The organism is Paenibacillus catalpae (assembly GCF_900112695.1).
In the GTDB taxonomy this organism is placed as follows: Bacteria; Bacillota; Bacilli; order Paenibacillales; family Paenibacillaceae; genus Pristimantibacillus; species Pristimantibacillus catalpae.
Map to the genome: position 1 here is coordinate 507,126 of NZ_FOMT01000005.1, position 23,855 is coordinate 530,980.

General features: G+C 49.8%; 17 protein-coding genes. 14 read left to right on the forward strand and 3 right to left on the reverse strand.

What is annotated here, in order from left to right:
- Position 1: 1 nt before the first annotated feature.
- From BM200_RS23775 to BM200_RS23790, 4 genes are all read left to right on the forward strand, one after another.
- Positions 2-1,750, forward strand: coding sequence for a sensor histidine kinase (locus tag BM200_RS23775; protein WP_091189135.1), 1,749 nt, complete (start codon positions 2-4; stop codon positions 1,748-1,750).
- On the forward strand, positions 1,743-3,386 hold the full coding sequence (locus BM200_RS23780) for a response regulator transcription factor (protein WP_091189136.1): 1,644 nt from the start codon (positions 1,743-1,745) through the stop codon (positions 3,384-3,386). The genes BM200_RS23775 and BM200_RS23780 overlap by 8 nt, the downstream gene beginning before the upstream one ends.
- Before the next feature lie 56 nt (positions 3,387-3,442).
- Positions 3,443-4,873, forward strand: a complete 1,431-nt coding sequence (locus BM200_RS23785; RefSeq protein WP_245773129.1) for a glycoside hydrolase family 43 protein — start codon at positions 3,443-3,445, stop codon at positions 4,871-4,873.
- Positions 4,874-4,947: 74 nt separating this feature from the next.
- Positions 4,948-5,760, forward strand: a complete 813-nt coding sequence (locus tag BM200_RS23790; RefSeq protein ID WP_175532988.1) for an AraC family transcriptional regulator — start codon at positions 4,948-4,950, stop codon at positions 5,758-5,760.
- On the opposite strand, the gene BM200_RS23795 is transcribed toward BM200_RS23790, so the two are convergent.
- Positions 5,757-5,957 carry a hypothetical protein gene (locus tag BM200_RS23795; protein WP_091189138.1) on the reverse strand — a complete coding sequence of 67 codons (201 nt, stop codon included), beginning with the start codon at positions 5,955-5,957 and terminating at the stop codon, positions 5,757-5,759. The two genes, BM200_RS23790 and BM200_RS23795, sit on opposite strands and share 4 nt — an antisense overlap.
- Positions 5,958-7,118, reverse strand: a complete 1,161-nt coding sequence (locus tag BM200_RS23800; RefSeq protein ID WP_091189139.1) for a glycoside hydrolase family 27 protein — start codon at positions 7,116-7,118, stop codon at positions 5,958-5,960. It abuts the gene before it with no gap.
- Positions 7,119-7,407: 289 nt separating this feature from the next.
- Between BM200_RS23800 and BM200_RS23805 the strand changes: the two genes are divergently transcribed.
- The 9 genes from BM200_RS23805 to BM200_RS23845 all read left to right on the forward strand — a co-directional run bounded on the left by BM200_RS23805 (position 7,408) and on the right by BM200_RS23845 (position 21,175).
- A complete protein-coding gene (locus BM200_RS23805) occupies positions 7,408-9,600 on the forward strand; it encodes an ABC transporter ATP-binding protein (protein WP_091189140.1) in 2,193 nt (730 codons plus the stop codon).
- Entirely contained in the window at positions 9,600-10,097 is a 498-nt protein-coding gene (locus BM200_RS23810; RefSeq protein WP_091189141.1) for a DUF1854 domain-containing protein, read from the forward strand. The genes BM200_RS23805 and BM200_RS23810 overlap by 1 nt, the downstream gene beginning before the upstream one ends.
- A gap of 34 nt (positions 10,098-10,131) precedes the next feature.
- Positions 10,132-11,643 (forward strand): glycoside hydrolase family 43 protein, encoded by a 1,512-nt coding sequence (locus BM200_RS23815; protein ID WP_091189142.1) that lies wholly within the window; start codon positions 10,132-10,134, stop codon positions 11,641-11,643.
- 40 nt (positions 11,644-11,683) lie between these two features.
- On the forward strand, positions 11,684-12,688 hold the full coding sequence (locus BM200_RS23820) for an endo-1,4-beta-xylanase (protein WP_091189143.1): 1,005 nt from the start codon (positions 11,684-11,686) through the stop codon (positions 12,686-12,688).
- A 186-nt stretch (positions 12,689-12,874) separates the two neighbouring features.
- Positions 12,875-13,612: an ABC transporter ATP-binding protein gene (locus tag BM200_RS23825; RefSeq protein ID WP_175532989.1), complete on the forward strand. Its 738-nt coding sequence runs from the start codon at positions 12,875-12,877 to the stop codon at positions 13,610-13,612.
- Complete coding sequence (locus tag BM200_RS23830) at positions 13,566-14,627, forward strand: efflux RND transporter periplasmic adaptor subunit (protein WP_245773130.1); 1,062 nt, start codon at positions 13,566-13,568, stop codon at positions 14,625-14,627. Before BM200_RS23825 ends, BM200_RS23830 begins: the two co-directional genes overlap by 47 nt.
- Before the next feature lie 46 nt (positions 14,628-14,673).
- Complete coding sequence (locus BM200_RS23835) at positions 14,674-17,544, forward strand: ABC transporter permease (protein WP_091189145.1); 2,871 nt, start codon at positions 14,674-14,676, stop codon at positions 17,542-17,544.
- A 3-nt stretch (positions 17,545-17,547) separates the two neighbouring features.
- A complete protein-coding gene (locus BM200_RS23840; RefSeq protein ID WP_091189146.1) occupies positions 17,548-18,435 on the forward strand; it encodes an ABC transporter ATP-binding protein in 888 nt (295 codons plus the stop codon).
- 61 nt (positions 18,436-18,496) lie between these two features.
- Complete coding sequence (locus BM200_RS23845; protein WP_091189147.1) at positions 18,497-21,175, forward strand: endo-1,4-beta-xylanase; 2,679 nt, start codon at positions 18,497-18,499, stop codon at positions 21,173-21,175.
- 179 nt (positions 21,176-21,354) lie between these two features.
- Here BM200_RS23845 and BM200_RS23850 read toward each other — a convergent pair whose 3' ends face one another.
- Positions 21,355-22,110 carry a response regulator transcription factor gene (locus BM200_RS23850; RefSeq protein ID WP_091189148.1) on the reverse strand — a complete coding sequence of 252 codons (756 nt, stop codon included), beginning with the start codon at positions 22,108-22,110 and terminating at the stop codon, positions 21,355-21,357.
- A 260-nt stretch (positions 22,111-22,370) separates the two neighbouring features.
- On the opposite strand from BM200_RS23850, the gene BM200_RS23855 reads away from it, so the two are divergent.
- Complete coding sequence (locus tag BM200_RS23855; protein WP_175532990.1) at positions 22,371-23,774, forward strand: extracellular solute-binding protein; 1,404 nt, start codon at positions 22,371-22,373, stop codon at positions 23,772-23,774.
- Positions 23,775-23,855 lie beyond the last annotated feature (81 nt).

A 23,855-nucleotide genomic window follows, 5' to 3' on the forward strand; every position in this document is an offset into this window, starting at 1 on the left:
CTTGCTAAGACTGCCCGCTAATTCATGGCGCAATGCCTTATTTGTCCGGCTTATTATAACGAACTTGGTTGTTATCCTGCCGATTATTTTACTGGGGGTCTATTTGTATAACTGGAGTTACACAAATGCCAGCAATGAAATTTCAAAAAATACGGCTGCTCAGCTAACCTATTACCTGGAAGATTTGAACCATCAAATCGAATGGCTCGAAATTCAGCAATACGATATTTTGCAGGATAATGATCTGAACAAACTGGCGGTTACCTGGGATTTGATGGACAACGCCGACAAGAAGGCCAGCATCGATTATTTGCTGCACCGGTTTACTTCTATTAAGAATAGCAGTTCTTACATCAAAGATATTTATGTGCACGTGCGCACCATTCAGAAGACGATATCATCAAGCAATGGGGTCAATGATTTCAACCAGCTCAGCTTCAATTATTTCCACAAAGAAGTGGACAAAAAGGAAGCGCGTCTCATTCGCTATGATAATTCCCTTCACTTGAGCGCGGCTAAATATGGAGGCAAGGAAGGGGATCCTTTATTTATCGTCCAGATTGAACTGGATATGGATAAGCTTAGAGAATCCCTTCAGCAGATAAGCGTTTATCCCGAGAGCGGCTCTTTCCTTATTTCCAATAAGACAGGGTATACACTGGCCAGTGACGACGGGGTCTCTGAGGATTTGCAAAGCTACGTATTTGCTGTTCTTCGTACAACAGAAAATACATTGATCAAGCGGATTGAAGACAAGAATTATCACCTTGATAAAGCTTATTCCGAGCCGCTTGGATTATCTGTCGTTACCTATTTGCCGGAATCGGTCGTGAAGAAGCCGCTGAAAGGATTTAATAACTGGGCATGGTTATTCGCCCTGACCTCCTGTTGTGCCATCGTTATTTATGCGCTGTCTACGTACAAGTTTGTTCATAAGCCGCTGTTACTGCTGGTGCAGAGCTTCAGAAAGATGGAAGGAGGTGCATTGGACATTCATATTGACCATGAGCAGAAGGATGAATTCGGCTATTTGTATAACCGGTTCAACCAGATGATTAAGAAGCTGCAGACGCTGATCGACCAGGATTTCAAACAAACGATGATGATGCAAAAAGCGGAGCTTAAGCAGCTTCAATCCCAAATTAAACCGCATTTTTTGTACAACAGCTTTTTTATTCTGAACTCATTGGCGAAAACAGGGGATTTGGAGCGAGTAGAGCTCTTCACGAATATGCTTGGCGAATATTATCGGTTTATTACCCGCAACGGAGAGGACAACGTTCTCTTGGCGGAAGAAACCCGCCATTCCAGGATGTATACCGAAATTCAGAAGCTCCGGTTCTCCAGAAGAATTAAGGTAGAGTTCGATGAACTGCCAAAGGACATGGAACGAATCCGGGTGCCAAGGCTGATTATTCAGCCGATAATCGAAAATGCCTATGAGCATAGCCTGGAGAAAATGACAAATGAAGGCTTGCTCCGCGTTTCCTTCGGCTTGGATGAGGAAGAAGCGAGAATTGTTGTTGAGAATAACGGCGATCATCCAATCAGCGACGAACAGATTGAAGCCCTGCAAGCAAGATTAGGCAGCACAAGGGAATCCGGTGAAATGACCGGCATGATCAACATCCATCGGCGTATTATTTTGACCTATGGGGAAGGCAGCGGTTTGTTTCTGTCCAGAAGCGAGTTGAATGGCTTGAAGGTGGAGATCAGAATCAAGCTTGAGGGGGCCGGTGCACTTGTATAGATTGCTGATTGTGGATGATGAAGATATTATTACAGACTCGCTGTACGAGGTATTTCATCGGCTTATGCCGGAGAAGCTGGATGTCTGCAAAGCCTACTCAGCCAAGGAAGCCTTGCGTTGGATGTCGCGGACTAGGATAGATATCGTATTGACCGATATCAGTATGCCGGGCATGAACGGTCTGGAGCTCTCAGAGGAAATTCAAGCCTTCTGGCCCAGATGCAAGGTCATCTTTCTGACGGGCTTCAGTGAGTTTGATTACGCTTATAAAGCGATTCAAATGCCGAAGGTTCGTTATTTGCTGAAGACGGAGGGCTATGACAAGGTTACGGCAACCGTTCAGGAAGTGATGCAAGAAATCGAGCATGAGAATCAGATGAGCAAGATGCTGGAGCAATCCCGCGAGCAGCTCTATACGCTGGAGCAGATGGCACAAGGAGATTACGTCCGACATTTGCTCCAGGAAAGCAACGGGCCTGGTCTGGACAGGGACAGGCTGATTGATGAGTTTCATAAAATGAACATTGACCTGGATCCGGCTTCTCCCGTACTCCTTGTCATGGGGCACTTATCATATCCGGAAGGCGCCTCTTATATTGAAAGAAGCGGGCTGCTAACGAAGGCGAGAATGGTCTGCAATTCCTATTTATCAGAGAAGATGAGGCATATCGGTATTGTAGATAAGCAAGGGGATCTTTTATGGCTGCTGCAGCCCTCCGAACAGGCGGAAGAGAAATTTAATACCCATCTGGTTCGTTATCTGGAAGGCACATTGGAATTGATTCAGGAGACTTGCCTTCAATCACTGGGGTTGCCGCTGGCTTTCACGATAAGCGGTGCTTCCTGCGGATGGGATGCCATAAACCGGCAATATGAACGGCTGCGCCAGCTTCAGCTCATGAAAATTGGCGATGAGGGAATGACGATTATTGTTACGGACCGCGGCGAACAGCTTGAAGATTCACATGAGCTGAAAAATAAGGAAGAAGGGCAGGTTGCTCCAAAAGCGGAAATGCTGGCAGCCTATCTCGAAGCGGGCAAAGCGGAGAAATTCAAAGAAACTTTTGAAGAATTAAGCATGGCGATGCTGCATGCAAATAGTCCAGTCAAGCGAAAAATGGAAATCTACTATTCAATCGCGCTTATTCTGTTTACGTATATCAACCGGTTTGGACGTTGCAGCGAGATTAACGATTACTGCAAGCTGATGCGCCTGGATGATCATTCCTCCATGAAAGAGGCCGTTCAATTTTTAAAGCAGGTAACGGATCAGCTGTTTAGAGTCAAAAGTCCGGACAACAAAGAAAATGCGGTTAGCGTTATTGAGAAAATCTGCGATTATATCAATGATCATCTAAGCGAGGATTTGTCTCTTGTTCGGCTGGCAGAGATCAACTATTTCAATCCGTCTTATCTATCCCGGTTTTTCAAGCAGGAACGCGGTGTCAATCTATCGGAATACATTGACACCTGCCGGGTGAGAAGAGCCAAGGAGCTGCTTAAGGAGGATGAGCTTAAGGTGCGGGAAGTCGCCGTTGAAGTCGGCTATGAGGCTGCTCATTCCTTTACAAGATTTTTCAAGAAGGCTACCGGCATGACGCCGCAGGAATATCGGGACGCCCTTACCCAGACTTAAGGGGGCTGATCCTAATCATATCCCATCATTCGATAACGAATCAGGAGGAATTAACAATGGAAGAATTACAGGTTAAGCTTGCAGATGCGGTTGGCAAGGTACCGCCGCAAGGCAATCCGCTTGTCTCGCATAAATTCGGGGCCGATCCTTATGCTCTCGTATTTGATGGCCGCGTTTATCTTTATACGACGAATGACGTGCTCGAATATAGCGAGGATGGAAGCGTGAAGGATAATACGTACGGCAACATTAACAAGATCGGTGTCATTTCCTCTGCGGATCTGGTGAACTGGACGGATCATGGAGTTATTACGGCAGCAGGTTCTGAAGGCGCTGCCAAATGGGCGACTCAATCCTGGGCTCCTGCTATCGCTCATAAGGTCATTAACGGAAAAGATAAGTTCTTCCTTTATTTTGCAAACAATGCGAGCGGAATTGGCGTGCTGGAAGGCGACAGCCCGACTGGCCCATGGAAGGATCCAATCGGAAAAGCGTTGATCTTAAGATCAACTCCCGGTGTCGAGAAGGTTACCTGGTTATTCGATCCTGCCGTGCTAGTGGACGATGATGGCAAGGCGTATATCTATTTCGGCGGCGGAGTACCGGAAGGCAAGGATGAAAGACCGGATACAGCGCGGGTCATGCAACTTGGGGATGATATGACCAGCGTAGTGGGCGAAGCACAGGTTATCCCTGCCCCATTTATGTTTGAGGATGCGGGTATCAACAAATATAACGGTACTTATTACTTTACGTATTGCTCGAACTTCTATAACGGCATCCGTCCGGAAGGAAGCCCTCCGGCTGGCGAGATTGCTTATATGACCAGCGACAGTCCGATGGGACCATGGACATACCGGGGGACGATTCTGAAAAATCCGGGACATTTCTTCGGAGTAGGCGGCAACAATCATCACGTCATCTTCGAGTTTAAGAACACCTGGTATATGGCCTATCATGCGCAGACTTTATCAAAGGCGATGGGGGTTCCGAAGGGTTATCGTTCTACACACCTGAATGAGCTTAAATTCCAGGATGCTGATCAGTCCATTCAAGAGATAACGGCAAATTACGAAGGCGTTGCTCAAATTCAATTCCTTAATCCATACGAGCCGGTAGAAGCGGCAACCATTGGATGGAACGCGGGAATTGCAACGGAAGCTTCTTCTGACGGCAGACTGGCCGTAACCGAGATTGACAGCGGGGATTGGATCGCGTTATCCAAGGTTGATTTCGGAAGTATCGGCGCTTCCGGGTTTGCGGCGACTGTATCGGAAGCAGGTTCGGCTGCTGTCATTGAACTGCGGCTGGATGCGGCGGATGGCAAGCTGATCGGTACCTTACCGGTTCAGGCGGCAGGTGCCGAAGGGGCGGAATTCCAAACGGAGGTAAGCGGTGCTGAACATGTACATGACTTATACCTCGTGTTCAAGGGACAGCCTGACAGCAAGCTGTTTAAGCTTCATAGCTGGCAGTTCAGCCAATAATCATGTTTTTGTGAGGAGGGATCGCGGCGTGCAAGAGCCGCGGTCTTTTTTTGGAAAGGATACGGATGTTGTCTATGAAGCCCATTCGAGTCTTTGATACCTTGAGCAGCAGTCAGTTCATTTGCACCTATAGCGGCTATAAGCCTGCCAACAGGCATAAGTGGGGGCCGGGCGTACGCGATATTTACGCTTTGCACTTTATTGTCAGCGGGAAGGGAACGCTGGAGACGCGTAATCAGCGGTATCCGTTAACAGCAGGCGACAGCTTCATGATTTTTCCGCACACGGAGATATACTATTATCCGGATCCGGAAGATCCCTGGGAATATGTATGGATCGAGTTTAAAGGGGATGAAGCGGAGCGAATGGTGGCGATGACCGGGCTTGAGCGGGATAAACCTGTAGTTGCGGCATGTCCGGCTGATTTGAAGCCATATTTCCCTGAGGTGCGCGGCGCTGATGCGAGGCCTTTTGAGAAAATGAGAACGGAGGCGCAATTAAGGTTGCTGCTCTCCTATTATGTGGAGTTCTATCCAAGAGAAGCTCAACCGATCGATTATGTCCGGCTGGCGAAGGAATATATCATGATTAATTATTGGAGGACAACCTTGACGGTATCGGATATTGTAAATGCTGTCAGCCTGGAGAGAAGCTATCTGTTTCGCTTGTTCAAGGAAGCGGCCGGGATGTCAGTCTCGGGCTATGTGACCGCATACCGGATTGAAAGAGCCCGGGAGCTGCTGAAGTCATCCGGCTTGTCCATCAAGTCGGTCGCCTTCTCGGTAGGATACAAGGATCAGCTTTATTTCTCGAAGGTATTCAAGAAAGCAACGTCATATACGCCATCCGAGTATATGACGCTGCATGGTCGTGACGAGGAACATTAACGGAAGAGGACGCAATGGCCGGATTCCCGGAAATAGCGTATCAGCTTCTCAAGGGGCTCCCGCCCGCAGCTCAGCTTTGCTCCGAGACAATCGATGCATAGGAAGTGCTGGGCTGTTCTGGAGACAAGCTTCATGTAGATCGCTCTATCATCCGCCTGGAGGGAGGCCTGACAGGTCATGCAAGTTTTGCCGTTCATTTATTTGACCAGCTTAGCCCGTACAATCAGGCAGTCATGTGCCGGCACTACCGGAGCGAACCGTTCCCTGAACACCCCAAGCTCCTTATGCTCCCAGCAATCATACAGGGATAAGGAGAATCCGGAGGCATAAGGAAGACCGATATCCCAGAATTGCAGCGACAGCTCCCGCTGATTGTCGCTAAGATTGAAGAAGCCGATAGCCACGTCGCCGTCTGTCAGTACTTTGACCAGCATAAAGACATCTTCGTTATGGAACCATTGCGGCTCCGGCTTGATCCGGTAAGCTCCGCGGCTTTCGATATCCTGATTGATGGCGATCAGATCCGGGTTCAGCAGTATATCTTTGGTCACTTGATTAGCCGTGCGGATATCGCAGCCAATCATGAGCGGAGATCCCATTAAGCTCCATAATGAGAAATGAGTCTTGTATTCACTGTCATTGCAGCCGCCTATCTTGCTGCCGATAAACGAGTTGTTGCTGCCGCCGTACATACCGACAATGAGCATATCCATATCATTATGGCAGAAGGAGCCGGTGTAACATTCCTTGTCCAGCTGTGAAAGGGCCAAATTTTTGACAGAGTCCCAGTGATCCTGAATATCGCCCGTTGACCGGTACATATGGGCACCTGACTCGCGTATCCACTGGTAGACATTATCCTCGCCCCAATTGCAGGCAGAGAAGAGAATCTCCCGTCCGCTGTTTTTAAGGGCAAGGCTCATTCGCTTATACAGCAATTCTCCCGAAATATGCCGGGGTTTGAAGCAATAATCGTACTTCAAATAATCGACGCCCCATTCAGCGAATAATTGGGCATCTTGAAATTCATGTTCGAAGCTGCCGGGAAAGCCTGCGCAGGTATGGGTGCCTACGCATGAATACATCCCGAATTTCAAGCCTTTCGAGTGGATATAATCGGCGAGTGCTTTCATCCCGCTTGGAAACTTGGCAGGATCAGCAACAAGATTCCCCTGCTGGTCACGCTGCTTCAGGCTCCAGCAATCATCAATGACGATATATTCATAACCTGCAGCCTTGTATCCATCCGATTCGAATCGATCGGCAACATCCCGGATCAACTGTTCATTGATGTCCCAGGTAAAAGTGTTCCATGAATTCCATCCCATAGCGGGAGTAAGGCCAAGCTGCTTGTCCATTAGCTGTACATCCTCTCTTGTACCTGCCGAAAACGGCTGGATTTGAAGTAATAAATAGCTCGTTTGTATTTAAACATATGATTCTTGCAGCAGCCTATAGCCTGACGTTGCTTGGATATGGATAATTGTTGTTTTTGCTTAAGCTATGTTACTGAACAGCCAGCAATCTATAACTTGACGGGTAATAGAGCCGCAATCCGGCAGGTTGCTCATGCTGACCGCGAGAGCTAAACTTTCCTTGTTGCGCCAATAACGAAGCGATAGCTATATCATTAGCAGGAGGAAACTAATGTCCATCATGGATCAACTGCCTGAGCAGTTGCGGAAACAGATGACGGGAGAATTACTGCTTAGCGTGAAGACTGATCTTCTGCCTGACGGCCGCTTCGGAGAGCAATGGCTGGCAGTGACAGACCGGGACATCAGGATTTGGCAGAAGGATGGTTCGCCGGCTATGAAGTTTGCAGTAAGTGAATTGAAAGCAGCACGTGCTGTCGGAGCGGTAGGAGGCGGCACGCTGCTAGTAGACACCTTGGATTGTCCCGTCGTAATAGCCCGTTATACGGCAGCGATGACGCCGGTATTTAACTTTGCGGCAAAGCTGATCAGTGCGCTTGCGAAGAGTGAAGAGCTGCCCGTATTATCGGAGCGTGATATTCCTAAGCAGTGTCCAACCTGCGGCAATCCGCTTCATGAAGGCACGAATGTTTGTCAGCTGTGCATGAACAGCGGTAAAGCAGCTGCCCGGATGCTTCGCTACGCCAAGCCGTATAAAGGTCAATTGGCAGTTGCAGCCTGCATGCTAATTCTGACCACACTTGTCGAACTGGTTCCGCCTTATTTGACAAAAGTCATTATCGATGATGTGCTTCAGGCTCGGAATTTGGGCTCTACTTTATTGTTTCTTATTCTCGGATTAGGGGTTACAACCTTGATGCTGTCGGCCATGCAGACGGTAAGAGGATACATCGGCGTATGGGTTGGCTCTAAGCTGATGGGGGATCTCCGCAAGGATATATATGGTTCTTTGATGCGTCTTTCCATCTCCTTCTTCGACCGCCGACAAACCTCGCAGTTTATCGGCCGCGTGAACAGCGACTCGGAAGCCATGCGGCAGTTCATGACAGATGGGGTCGTCTTTGTATGCGGAGAGTCTTTACGCATTGTGGCGATATTCGTCATTATGCTGAGCCTGGATTGGAAGCTGTCGCTGTTTGCTTTGCTGCCCGTACCGGTCATGATCGCAGTGTCGATGACGATCTGGCCCAAGATTGGGCGCCGCTGGTACCAGCAATGGCGATCCATCTTCCGCCTGAATACGCTGGTTGGCGATTCCTTGCAGGGTATCCGCGTCGTTAAAGCATTTGGCCGAGAGCGGGAGGAGATGACCCGTTATGCAAATGCCAATGTTGAAGTTGTACGGAACAATATCCGGATGGAGGGATTATGGCAGTTCATGTTCCCGGCTTTTAATTTTATTGCGGGAATAGGGACGCTGCTTATCTGGTTTAACGGCGGAAACAAGGTTCTGCATGAGGATATGCAGCTTGGCGTTCTAATGGCTCTTGTTGCTTACCTCGGCATGTTGTTTGGACCGTTGCAATGGGTCAGTCAAATGATCAACTGGGCAAGCAATGCCATGGCTGCCGCCCATCGGGTATTTGAGATCATGGATACTCCGTCGGAAGTGCCGGAAGCGAACCGGCCGGTCCCACTTGGCACTATTCAAGGCATGGTTAGATTTGATAAAGTCACCTATGGCTATGAGAAGCATCATCCTGTATTGAAAGAAATAGATCTTCAGGTGAAGCAAGGCGAGATGATTGGCCTCGTGGGGCATTCCGGAGCAGGCAAGTCGACGTTCATTAATCTGATCTGCCGGTTCTATGATACGGATGAAGGAGATATCTATATCGACGGTATCTCCATCCGCCAGATCAGCCAATCGGATTTGCGGAAGCAGATCGGAGTCGTGCTTCAGGAAACGTTCCTGTTCGACGGGTCCATAGCCGATAATATCGCGTATTCGAAACCGGACGCTTCACCTGAAGAGATTATGCGCGCAGCCAAAATTGCAAACGCGCATGAATTTATTGTCCGTTTGCCGGACGGCTATGATACGCGTGTAGGAGAACGCGGGCATAAGCTTTCCGGCGGTGAAAAGCAGCGTGTAGCAATAGCAAGGGCCATTATTCATGATCCTCGCATTCTGATTCTGGATGAAGCGACGGCATCGGTCGATACGGAAACGGAACAGCAGATTCAGGAGGCGATCTCCCGGCTCATCCAAGGGCGGACCACATTCGCCATCGCTCACCGTCTGTCTACTCTCCGCAATGCGGACCGGCTGGTCGTATTGGACCATGGCAAAATTGTTGAGGTCGGTACGCATGAAGAGCTGCTAGGCAAGGAAAAAGGTTTTTACCGCAAGCTTGTTGATGCGCAGAAAGAGCTGTCCCAAATTAAGGGGGTAGAGGGCTGATGTCAGGCCGTTATGATATCCGGCTGTTCAAGCCGGAAGAGATCTACTTCAGCCGGGGCAAGGGCGGTGTACTGCAAGGCGTGGTAGACGGCAAACCTTACGAAGAACTTGTTATCTTCCGGACATTTCCGTTTCGCTACGCTTCCGAGTACATCTCGGTTAGAACGACTGGCGGGGAAGAGCTTGGCATCATCCGCGACATTGCGGAATTGTCCGCTGAATGCGCAGCTGAGCTGGACAAGGAGCTTCAGTTCCGATATTTTCTGCCAAAGGTACACCGTGTAGCCAGCGTGAAGTTTAAATCGGATTTATGGATCTGGGAGCTTGAGACCCATCTCGGCGAAACCCGGCTGACGATGAGAAATTTGCACGAGCATCTTCAATTTCCGGGAGGCAACCGAATCGTTCTGACGGATATGCACGGTAAACGCTGTGAGATTACGGACTGGCATATCCTTGATGCCCACAGCAGGCGACAACTGGAAGACGTCCTATAAATCTATTAAATAGCAATGGAGAGGGGAACTGCACATGAGCAGCATCGTTATTACAAACCCTATTATTTGGGCGGACATACCGGATATTGATATGATTCGCGTAGGAGACGCCTTTTATATGGTGAGCACCAGCATGCACTCCATGCCCGGCTGTCCCATTATGAAATCTATAAATTTAAAGGATTGGGAGATCGTAAATTACGTATTTGATACGTTCGAAGACAATGATGCCCACAATCTGGCGGATGGCAAAGGGATTTACGGGAAGGGCTCATGGGCTTCCAGCCTGCGCTATCACAATGGAATCTATTATGTTTGCTTTTCTTGCAATGATATGCAGCAATTCTATATTTATCGGACCGAGGATATTGAGAACGGGAATTGGGAGCGCTCCGTGATCAAGGGTCTGTTGCACGACCCGGCTCTGCTTTTTGACGAAGACCGCGTCTTTGTATTCAGCGGCAACGGGAATATTTATATTACCGAATTAACAGCAGACGCTTCCGAAATCAAGCCTGACGGAATTCGCCAGCTGCTGCTTGAAGGGGAACGGGATGGCATTGGCCTGCGAATTGAAGGCTGTCATGCTTATAAGCTGAACGGCTATTATTATTTGTTTTTCATCGATTGGCCGCAAACCGGGCATGGACGCCGCAGAGAGCTGTGCTACCGCTCGAAGGAGCTGCTTGGACCTTATGAATATAAAGTGATGCTGGACGATGACCTCGGTTATCACAACAAGGGCGTTGCGCAAGGCGGAATTATCGACACACCGTCCGGTGAATGGTATGCCTTTTTATTCCAAGATCATGACGCGGTCGGACGGATTCCGTGCATCCTGCCTATGACTTGGCAGGATGGTTGGCCGGTAATTGAGGGCGGCGGCAAAACGCCGGTGTCCTTCGAGGCAAACCTGCCCGAATCTTCCTTCCAACCGATTGTAATCAGCGATGAATTTGATTATGAAGAGAACAAGCTGGCATTGAACTGGCAGTGGAATCACAATCCGGACAACTCGCGCTGGTCGGTTACTGCCCGGCCGGGTTATCTGCGGCTTGAGACCGGTCAAATCACGGATCGCGTTGTGCTTGCCCGCAATACGCTGACCCAGCGGACGGAAGGTCCGGCCTGCAGCGGAACGGCGGTACTGGATGTATCGCATATGAAAGCAGGGGATCATGCCGGCCTTGTTGCGCTCCAAAGCCAGTACGGCACTGTTGGAATTCAAGCAGAAGACAATGGCGAGCTTTATGTCGTAATGGGGATGAACGGCGGCGACGGCAGCATGGAAACGGTGGAGAGGACTCCCTACGTCGGAAACCAGATTTATGTCAAAATTGATTTTGATTTCCGTGACAGCATCGATCTTGCGCATTTCCATTACTCGGCGGACGGTTCGGAGTGGACGCCGATCGGCCGCCCTCTGCAAATGAAATATACGCTGGATCATTTCATGGGCTACCGGATTGGCTTGTTTAATTATGCAGCCAAACAATCCGGAGGCTACGTTGACTTTGATTTTTTCCGCTATACCAAGAAAGCTTAAACGATACATCGACAAATTTAAGGGAAGAGGTGCTGTAAGGATGAAGGATGCAGGGAAGAAGCAAAGAGGGCTAGCCGAAGCGCTACAAAATGATTTTCTGGTTGGTGCGGCGGTCAATTCCCGGACGATTGTCAGCCAAAGCGCACTGCTGCAACAGCACTACAATAGCTTAACCGCCGAGAATGAAATGAAGTTTGAAAGCCTTCACCCTAAGGAACATCTGTATACCTTCGAGCAAGCAGACCGGATTGCCGGCTTCGCGCGCGAGAACGGCATGAAGCTGAGGGGGCATACGCTTGTATGGCATAACCAGACTCCTGAATGGGTATTTGAGGACGGGAATGGAGGATTAGCCGGGCGCGATCTGCTGCTAGCCCGGATGAAGTCTCACATTGAGACGGTTGTACAGCGGTACAAGGATACGATCTATTGCTGGGATGTCGTGAACGAAGCGGTGACGGATGCCGGCGAAGAAACCCTGCGCCCTTCCAAATGGCTGAATGGCATTGGAGAGGATTACATCGAGCAGGCATTCCGGTTTGCGCATGAAGCCGATCCTAATGCTCTTCTGTTTTATAACGATTACAATGAATGCAATCCCGGCAAAAGAGAAAAGATCTACTCTCTGGTAAAATCGCTGCTTGAGAACGGAGCGCCAGTTCATGGCATCGGTCTTCAGGCGCATTGGAACCTGTTTGATCCGTCTATGGATCTGATCCGGGAAGCTATCGAGCGTTATGCATCGCTTGGGTTTAAGCTACAAGTTACTGAGATGGACGTATCTATGTTCGCCTTTGATGACAGACGTACGGATCTTGCGGCACCTTCGGCAGAAATGATGCGGCTGCAGGAAGAGAGATACAAGCAATTTTTCGAGCTGTTCCGCGAATATAAGGAGGTACTGACCAGCGTAACCTTCTGGGGGGCGGCGGATGATTATACCTGGCTTGATCACTTTCCGGTAAGAGGCAGGAAAAACTGGCCGCTCCTGTTCGATACGGAGCAGCGCCCGAAAGAAGTCGTTAAGGAGATTATTGGGCAATAGAAAGCAGGGCAGAGTAAAGCGTGTTCCAATGGGAACGTGCTTTTTTTGTTTCAATAAGTGTTTGGCACATTCTATACCTTGGCGGGTGTTAAACCAAAAGACGACAGGTTGTTGCCTCTTTCCGTTAGCACTACACTTTTGAAAGAAGGAAGAAATAGCGGCTGTAATAGGGAAAGGGGAAGAATCATGCCGGCCATGCAGGCAGAACAGACAGAAACAAGCGGAGAAACACTGCTAAAGGCAACAGATATAAAGCGGGTATTCGGGAAAGGGAATGCCGGAGTTACGGCTCTGTCGGATATCCGCCTCGATATTCCAGCCGGCTCCATGGTGGCGCTGAAAGGGCGTTCGGGCTCCGGCAAAACAACCTTGTTAAATATTTTATGCGCGCTCGATGAGCCCACAGAGGGTCAGGTTTTTTTTCGGGGGAAGGAAATTACCGGATTACCGGCCAAAGAGAGGAACGCTCTGCGCCGCAAGGAGATCGGACTTGTCTTCCAGTCGTTTGGACTGATCCCGCTTATGTCTGCTTATGAGAATGTGGAGTTTGGACTCCGGATTGCAGGAGCACCGGTGAAAGGGAACCGGGAAGCTGCAGAACGGGCGCTTGAACGGGTAGGCATGCGGGAGCGGATGAAGCATCGTCCGATGGAGTTGTCAGGAGGAGAGCAGCAGCGGGTGGCCATTGCGCGTGCCATTGCGCATGAACCTGCGCTTCTGATCGCAGACGAGCCGACTGCGGAATTAGACAGCCGAATGGGCTTGCAGGTGATGCGGGTATTCAGGGATCTGGTTAACCGTTCCGGAATGACGATTCTGCTTACTACGCATGACCCGGGTATTATGGAGCTCGTCGATCATGTTATTGCATTGGAGGATGGGAAAATTGTATCCGAAACAACGAATCACAAGCCTCTTATCTAGGAAGATAGCGAAGCGGGCGGCTGTCTTTGTCATTACTGCATTAACCCTGTCCGGCTGTTCTCTTCTTCCCCATGAGGAAGCGGTGCTGCAGCCTCCGCTAATTCAACCGGTACAAGAAAAGCTGGATCTTGTTGAAGTGACCCGCGGCAGCATACAGACCTCGCTAAAGGGGACGGCAACTTTCATTTCATCGAATGTGAAGACGCTCTCTTTTACGGAGTCTGGCGGTCAGATAAAATCCATTAACGTTACTCTTGGTCAGAAGGTGAAGGCAGGTGATCTACTGGCCGAGCTTGAGACGGATGATCTGGAGCTGCAGGTGCGCCTTCAAAAGCTGAATGTAGAGCGCGTGCAGTTACTGTACAGCGAGGCGGTCCGAGACGGGGCGTCCGGGACAGACAAGCGTTTGAAAGAAATTGATCTCGAGCGGGAGCAGCTGTCGCTCCAAGCGATGGAGAGCAGGCTTCACAAATCACAGCTGTTCTCACCAATTTCTGGAACGATTATCTTCGTTGATTCCATTAAAACCGGCGACCGCGTGAATGCCTATCAAACCATCGTTACGGTGGCCGACCCCTCAAGCATGCAATTGACATATGCGGCTTCGGATGCCAAGGATGTGCTAGGCGTGGAGGCAGGGATGCCCGTCAGTCTGAAGTACAAGGGAAAGGACTATACCGGCAAAGTGCTGCAGTCTCCATCTAACGCTCCCGTCAGCACGGATCAGGCAAAGGCGAACAGCACTGCCGTAACCATTGTTATGGGGATCGATAATCCACCCGAAGGCATTCAAATCGGACATAGCGCCGATATGATCATTGAACTTCAGAAACGGGAAAATGCCATCGTGCTGCCGCGTAAAGCAATCCGATCTTATATGGGACGATCCTATGTACAGGTTGCAGACGGCGAGCGCAAAAAAGAAGTGGATGTTGAGGTTGGATTAACAACCCCAACCGAGGTGGAGATCGTTAAGGGGCTTGAAGAAGGACAGAAGGTCATTCTGAACAATTGACGGTACAACGAAGCCTGATGACAGGGCGCAAGAATGAGGTGTACGCATGGCATTATGGACAATGATTCTCCGCAAGATGGCTAATAACAAATGGCTTCAGCTGAATTTATGGTTTGGTCTGACCGTATGCGTGGCTCTATTCAGCTCCATGCCGCTTTATTCGGATGCCATTCTCGAGAGGACCTTGCAGAAGGAGCTTCAACTGGTCCAGAGCAAGAACTCCGTATATCCCGGTTATGTGCGGGTCAGCACATCGGTTTCATCGACCAAGATGGATCAGAAAACGGTTGAGGCGATTGGACGCGCGGACCGGTACATTCAGTTGATTCCCGAGCGGATGGGACTGGAGGCGCTGTCGTATTATCAGCAGCGTTTCACCCAAAAGATGAAGGTGTACGGAGCGGACGCATCAGAGCAGGAGAAGAAGACGCAAAAGACAACGGGAGGCTTCAAATCGCTGTCCGATATGGAAAAGAGGGTTCGTCTGATTGACGGCCGAATGCCGGTTGACCACACGGACGGCTTGTTTGAAGCAGTTGTGACGCAAAAGTTTCTAAATTCCGTTAAACGCGATTTAGGGGAAGAGCTTCTGGCAGAGACGGCGGATAAGCATTTGTTCCGGGTCATCCCGGTTGGGATTATCGATACCGATCCGGCAGCAGATCCGTATCTTCCTTTTCTGGCGACGGAGGAGCCTGACGGCTTTCTTATCCCCTTCCAGCAATTCGAACGCGAATTTATTGCGAAGGGCGGCAAGGTAAGAGTATCCGACCTGGAATGGCGTTATGCGCTGGACTACAAACAGATAAGCATTAAAAATATTGAGGCATTTACTGAAGCCAATCGCGGGATCCGAAGTTATTTCCGCGGACGGCTTGGATCAGCCGAGGTTAATATTCCCGCGAACGAAACGATAGCCTCCTATCAGGGCAAGCAAGAGAAGCTTGATGTGATGATGCTGTCTCTGTATTCTCCGGTGATGCTCATGCTTGCTTTCTATTTGTTTATGGCGGCAAATCTCGTCATTGAGAGGCAAAAAACGGAAATATCCGTGCTTCGAAGCCGAGGAGCCAGCCGGCTGCAGATTATGACGGCTTATACGCTGGAAAGCATGATGCTTGGAATAAGCGCGCTTGCGGTTGGTCCTTTTCTTGGCGTTACCTTCACGAAAGTACTGGGTGCATCGGGCGGATTTCTTGAATTTGTGCAGCGCTCCGCTCTCGAGGTCAGCTTGACGAGCAATGCTTACAAGATAGCAGCAGCGGCTGTAGCTGGAGCGATCGTGCTTATCCTTATCCCGGCGTTTCTGGCGACCCGCGTGTCGATCGTGAATCATAAGCAGCAGGCGGCAAGACTGACCAGGATGTCCTTCTGGCACAAGACGGGCATCGATATTGTGCTTGTCGGTCTGGCTCTGTATCTGCTTTACAATTTCAATAACCGGCAGGAGGATTTGAAGCGTCTGGCCTTGGATTCGGATGCCCTGCAGGTGGATCCGCTGCTGTTTCTGATGCCCGCGCTATTTGCGCTGGGAGCCGGACTGCTGGTGCTAAGAATCTATCCATGGTTTATTCGGCTTGTTTACTGGGCAGGGCGTAAGTGGTGGCCGCCGGCGCTATACAACACGCTTATACAAATCAGCCGTTCGTCAGGCCAGTATCTGACGATCAAAGTATTTTTGGTTCTGACGGTATCGACCGGATTGTTTAGTGCCAACGCGGCCCGGACCATCAACGATAATATGGAAAGCAAAATCCAATATAACATTGGCGCGGATATGACTTTGACTACCCGATGGGAAAGCGACGCTCCTCCGCCAAGTATGCAAGGGGCCGAGCCGCAGACACAGACCTCGCAAAGCTCCGGTGATAAGCGGGTGCAATATACGGAGCCGCCATTCCAGCCTTTCCAGGAGCTGAGCGGCGTTGAAGCATCTGCCAAGGTATTCCGGAAGGAAGGGGCCAGATTCAGCGCAGGCAGCTCGAAAAAAACAAACGGCGCAGCCACGCTGGTTGGTATCGATACGATGGATTTCGGTCAAACCGCCTGGATGAAGGACGGTCTTCTCGATTATCCAATCAACAGCTATTTGAATCTTATGGCAACCAATCCGAAGGCCGTTCTAATCTCGCGATCGCTTGCCGACGCCGCGAAGGTAAAGCCCGGAGATCCGATAAACCTTTATTGGGACGGACTGGATGAAGCATTGTTCACCGTCTACGGCATTATTGATTATTGGCCGGGCTGGAATCCACTGCCTGCTGCAGCCGATGGCGAGGAGAAGGTCACAAAGCCAAATTTGATCGTCGGCAATCTGAGCACCATTCAGAACAGGCTGGCCGTTGAGCCTTATGAAGTATGGCTCAAGCTTAAGGGCGGCGTTACGAGCCAGTCCATCTATGATCAGCTGAACGCAGCAAAAATCAATGTGACCGGACTCCAAGATGCGAAGCAGGAGCTGATTGCTTCCAAAAATGATCCGTTCCGTTTGGCAATTAACGGTGTCATGACGCTGGGCTTTGTAATTTCCATGCTGATCAGCTTCTTTGGCTTTCTGTTGTTCTGGGTGCTCGCTTTATCCGGCCGAACGCTGCAATATGGGGTTTTGCGGGCAATGGGAATTCCATTCCCGCAAATTATCGGAATGCTGCTCAGCGAGCAGCTTCTTACTTCCGGCGCAGCGGTCATAATCGGCGTGCTAATCGGCAACATGATCAGTGAGCTGTTTGTCCCGTTGTTCGAAATGTCATTTGCAACCGCGGAGCAGGTCCCGCCATTCGAGATTGTCTATAAGCTCAGTGATTATTTGCAGCTTTACGGTATCGTAGGCCTTACTCTCACAATTGGTCTGCTCATACTTGGCTACCGGCTGTCCCGGACGCGGATTGCACAGGCGCTGAAGCTGGGGGAGGAATAAACCGTGATCAGATGCGAGGAACTTGTCAAAATCTACAAAACCGCCGATCTCGAGGTGGTTGCTTTGCAAGGGCTGGATATGCAAGTGGAAGACGGTGAGCTCATGGCGATCATCGGTAATTCCGGAAGCGGGAAGTCGACATTGCTGAATATGCTGGGCGGACTGGATAAGCCGTCGGCAGGCAAGCTGTTTGTTGACGGTAAGGATTTGCTCGCGTTTGGCGAGAAGGAGCTTGTGAAGTATAAGCGAGAGACAGTTGGTTTTGTATGGCAGAACAATGCCCGCAACCTCATTCCCTATCTAACGGCTCTGGAAAACGTAGAGCTGCCCGTACTCTTGAAGGGAAGGCGGCGCAGAGCGCGTGCAATCGAGCTGCTGGAAGCGGTTGGACTTGGTCATCGCCTGAAAAACAAGCTAAGCGAGCTGTCCGGAGGCGAGCAGCAGCGGGTGGCCATTGCCATCGCCTTGGCCAATGAGCCTAAGCTGCTCCTTGCGGACGAACCAACCGGCTCGCTGGACACAAAGACCTCTGATCAGGTGCTGGATCTGTTTCGGAACCTCAATCAGTCGCTTGGCATTACCGTTGTGATCGTTACGCATGACCCGCTGCTGGCCCGCAAGGTCGACCGGGTCGTGCAGATTCGGGACGGCAAAACTTCTGCGGAGATGATCCGCAGAGAATCGTATGCCGACGAGCTGGCACGGCTGGATGCCGAGCATTTGCTAACCGAGCAGCAAAGCCATATCGAATATGCGGTCCTCGACAAGGCAGGACGTCTCCAGATTCCCGCAGGCTATCTGGATGCAGAAGGCTTCAAGGACAGCAATAAGGTACGAGTTGAGATGGAGGAAGGGCGCATCATCCTTTATCCGCAGCAAATGACGCCATAATCCACCCCGCAAGGGGCGGTTTAATGGAATATACAAGACAAGCGAAAGGTAAGGTGTATGGATGAAGAAACAAGGTTTGAAGCGCTCTCTTTCCGGCGTGCTGGCCATCGCTCTGACGTTGGCGTCATTATCGCTTGGCGTACTGCCGAAAAAGGCAGAAGCGGAAGCAAGTCCAGTGAAATTGGCAACGGACTTTGAGGACGGCACGGTTCAAGGCTGGCATGGCCGCGGAGGCAATGAAGTGCTGACCGCTTCGGAGCAGGCTGCCCACAATGGGGTGTACGGTCTTCAGGTAACGGGAAGATCGCAAGGCTGGAATGGCCCGCAGCTCGATGTGACTTCGATGATGACGGAAGGGAAAACCTATGCGCTTACCGCCTGGGTCAAGCTTCCGGCGGGCACAGCGGCCTCATCGGTATCGATGACGGTTCAGCGTACGACGGACGGAACAACGAATTATGAAGGGGTTGCTTCCGGAAATGTAACAGCAGACGGATGGGTGAAATTTAGCGGCCAATATCAATTGAAGCAGCCGATCCAAAGTCTTTCCGTCTATTTTGAAGCATCCGCGAGCCCAACGCTGGACTTCTATGTAGATGATTTTTCCATTGAACAGCTTCCCGATCCTGAACCCATTGTGATTCAGCAGGATATTCCATCCCTGAAGGATGTCTTTGCCGATGATTTCAAGCTGGGAACAGCGGTATTGGTTAATGAAATCGAAGATCCGAATGGGCCGGATGCGCAGTTGGTGAAAAAGCATTTTAACAGCTTGACTGCCGGAAACGAGCTGAAATGGGATGCTACGGAGCCGCAGGAGGGACAGTTCAACTTCACGCGCTCGGACAAGATTGTCGATTTTGCGGTGGAGAACGGTATTGCGATGCGCGGTCACACGTTGATCTGGCATTCTCAAACCCCGAATTGGGTGTTCTACGATGAGAATGGAAACCTTGCAAGCAAGGAGCTGCTGTTTGCAAGGATGAAGCGTCATATCGAAACTGTCGTTGGCCGTTACAAAGGCAAAATCTATGCCTGGGATGTTGTAAATGAGGTGCTTGAGCCGGGTGACAATCAGCCGGGCGGTCTCCGCAACAGCTTATGGTATAAGATCGCGGGAGAAGAATTTATTGAGAAGGCATTCGAATACGCTCATGAAGCAGATCCAAATGCGAAGCTGTATATCAATGACTACAATACGAATATGACGGAGAAGCGGCAGGATCTGCATGACTTAATCAAGCGTCTCAAGGATAAAGGCATTCCTGTTGACGGCGTTGGTCATCAGACGCATATTGGCATTGAGTATCCGCAGGTTCAAGAGCTTGACGACATGATTCAGGCTTTCACGGATTTGAACATTGAGCAGCAAGTAACAGAGCTGGATATGAGCGTCTATACCAACGACAATGATGCTTACGAGACATTCCCTCTGGAGCTTCAAGTGAAACAGGCGAAGCGGTATAAGGAAATTTTCGATGTATTCAGAAAGCACGCAGATCAGCTGACCGCCGTTATTTTCTGGGGCAAGGATGATCTGAATACTTGGCTGCGCACTTTCCCGGTCGACCGCAATAACTGGCCTTTGCTGTTCGACGAACGGCTGCAGGCGAAATATGCCTATTGGGCATTAGTAGATCCAAGCAAGCTTCCGGTAGAGATTCAGAATACAACGGCGGCTAATGCGAGCGCGGCTATTGATGGCAAGCTGGAGGATGCATGGAGCAGGTCTTCAGCCGTTTCCATACTGAACGAAGGGGCATCTGTCGCAAAATTCAAGACGTTATGGGATGCAGGCCGTCTTTATATTACAGTGGATGTATCGGATACAAGCACGAACGGAAATGATGCTGTAGAAGTATTTATAGACGGCAATAACGGTAAAACAACGACATACGAAGCGGACGACAAGAAATATACGTTCCGCCGGAGCGGCGCAAATCCGGGTAAGCCTGCTGAATACAAAGCGGTTAAGCTTGCAGACGGTTACCGGATCGAAGCGGCCATTCCGGTTGATGGTTTATCGCTGAATAACAAGCTTGGATTTGATGTTCGCATTGTCGATAAGGCGGGCAGCACGGTAACGAGAACCTCCTGGAACGACAGAACGGGTTCGCAAGATACCGATACGTCCAAATATGGCGTAGTAACCTTAATCGAAGGTCCTCAATATACGGAAGCTCCTATGGGCTCGCCTGTTGTAGACGGCAATATCGATTCCCTTTGGAGCAAGGCAAACATAATGACGACAGACCGCTGGGTGCAAGGGACAAACGGGGCAAAAGCAATGGTTAGAACGCTGTGGGATGCTGGACGTTTATACGTACTTGCGGAAGTGACGGATTCGCTGCTTTCCAAGCAAAGTCCAAATGTATGGGAGCAGGATTCGGTTGAAATATTTGTCGATCAGAACCAAGCCGCAACTGCCAGCTATCAGGCGGATGATGGACAATACCGGATTAACTTCGACAATGAGCAAAGCGTGAATCCGGGCTCTCTAAGCGGAAATCTGGTATCCGCAGTAAAACGTACGGCTAACGGTTATCTCGTAGAGGCCTCTATTATATGGAACGGCACACCTCCGGCAGCCGGAGACATCATTGGCTTTGATGTTCAGGTGAACAACGATGAAGACGGCGATGGGGACCGTGACAGTGTGGCGATCTGGAATGACCGTTCCGGTCTATCTTACACGAACACTTCCGGCTTTGGACTACTGAAGCTGTCAGGAACAAAGTAGATGGTCAGTACGAAAAAAGCTTTCCATTAATCTGGAAAGCTTTTTCGTTCTGGCTTCAACGAGACGAGGTCTATGAAAAAAACCGGTTAAAGTCCGGGACTTAAGCATAAGTCCTCAGGTTTTAGCCGGTTTCTTTGCATTTGCAAGCGCTTACGGAAATGACAATTCGTATACATTCATTATGCATAAACCGTACTTTGCTTGCGGTACTCATTGGCGCTCGCGCCGGTGTACTCCTTGAACTTCTTATAGAACCAGTCAATTTCCGTGTATCCTACTTCATTTGCTATCTCATAGATCCTCATATCTGTTTTCTCCAGCAGGACCTTAGCCTTCTCCATTCGCTGTTGAAGAAGATATTCGTTGAACGACATGTTTTCCTGGTCTTTGAATTTCTGACCAAGATAGGCGCAGTTGAAATGCAGCATGCTTGAGATCTTTTTCAAGGTAATGTTCTCGTGCATTTGTTCCTGAACGTATTGCTTGACAAGATCAATGATGGACGGATTCTGACTTTTTTTACTTTCGTAACTTAAGTTAAACCGCTTGGAGTGAACAGGCTGAACGTCGAGCTCTTTCTTTACCTTGCACAGGCTGGCGGCCAAATCCTCGGGTTGTACCGGATCCGCAATGTAATCGCTTACTTGCAAAGCCATCGCTTTTCTCAGCAGCTGGAAATCATGACTGCCTCCCAAAAGAATAATAGAGGCTCGGCTTTGTTCGCGGAGCTGTTCACAGATCTGCATGCCAATAGCCTGCGAAGGTTTAAGATCTATAAGAATGAGGTCGAACAACTGTGTGCGGAGAAGTGCTTGAGCGTCAGAGAGAGAATCCGCATAGGCATGAAGCCGGAAGCCATGCTGCTCCCATGGAAGCATCAATCTGGTTTCTTCTCTCGATATATTGTCGGGATAAACAAGTAATGCTTTATACATAAAGCTGAACCTCACTTTCTGTAGGATTGTCTCTGACGGATTATGGTTTTTATTATTGTTCATTACTCGGGCGGGTGACAATGTGCATTTCTTTATCCATCATCCATTTGTTTACCTCTTGGCTTAATAGCTGGCTGACAATCCGCGTTATTCCTCGAAACCTATAAATTGACAGGTCATTGACCTATTTACAGGCAGGTTGTTGGTCAGAAATGTAAGCGCTACACTTTTCCCTGTAAACCAATTTAGGGGGGACCAATGTGAGAGTAAGAAGGACGGTTATGATGCTTTCGACTTTGATGCTGGCTGCTTCATTATCGGCATGCAGCGGCGGCAGCGGCAACAACGGCAATGGAAGCGGCAATGGCAACGGCAACAATGCGGATGCGACTGCAAGCAATAATGCAGCAGCCTCTAATAATGCCGCAGCGTCGAATAATGCCGGCAGCACCGAAGAGGATACTTCTTCTCCGGAGATGGATTTCGACATGGGCGGCAGAACGATCAAGGTTGTATCCTGGTGGGATATGACGATCGGTGAAGACAATCCGGACAATATCGAACGGAAGAAGAACCTGGAGGAGCTTGAGAAGAAGCATAACTTCAAGATGGAATTCGTAGCGGTAGACTATGGCGAATACCAGCAAAAAGTTGTCGCATCCCTCCTTGCAGGCGAACCGCTTGGCGATATTGTGAGATTGGGCAAAAACTACACCATTCCGGCCCTGGTACAGCAGGATCTGTTATGGCCGGTTGACGAATACACGAAAAACACAAAAGTATTTAATCCGAAGGCTACCGAATTCATGTCGTATAATGGCCGCGGTTACGCCTTCTCCGAGGGTCAAGGCAACCTGATTACCGGCATTTTCTATAACCGTACTCTTCTTAACAAGCTTGGCATCAAGTCTCCTCAAGATTATGTGACCGAGGACAACTGGAACTGGGATACTTTCACTCAAGTGGCTAAAGACGCGAACAAGGATACGAATAATGACGGTAAGCTGGATACATGGGGACTTGCGTCTGCAGGGTTTATGGATCCTGCCCTCGTCTCGAATGAAACGAGCCTGACTAATGGCGACAAGCAAAATCTGGATGATCCAAAAACCGTTGAGGTGTTCAACTTCCTCTCCAAGCTGGCAACCGAGAAAGTGGGCCGCCCGACGGAAGGCGGAGACTGGACGGAACCAGGCCAATTCTTCCGTCAAGGCAATACGCTTATGTATGCCGGAGCAATGTATGAGATCGGCGGCCTGAAAACGGATATGAAGGACTACGATATCGGCTTTGTGCCATTCCCGAAAGGTCCTAGCGCTACGGCTTACCATTCCTCGGAAGCGGCATTCCAGGCTCTGACCATTCCGAAGAGCGTCGAGAATCCGGATCAGCTGATATACATCTGGGAAAAAATCAACGATATCGATTCGATCTACGACTATGCCGACCAAGCATCACTTGAAAGCAACTTCACGGATGAAAATGATATCCAAAACGCCCGCGATGCAGGCGCAGGAATGCTGGTTCTTGACAGCGGCACGTTCCCGAAATTCCCTTACTACGAAATGATCGGCGAACTGACGTCGGGCAATTCAGTATCTACCGTGATCGACACGTATAAAGCGCAGGCTCAAGCAGCTATCGATGAGGTTTACAAAAAATAACAATTGAAGCTGGTGCCGACAGTCCCCATTTGAACCATCACAATGGGGACTGTTGCTAAAGTGTAATCTCTTGCCGCAGGA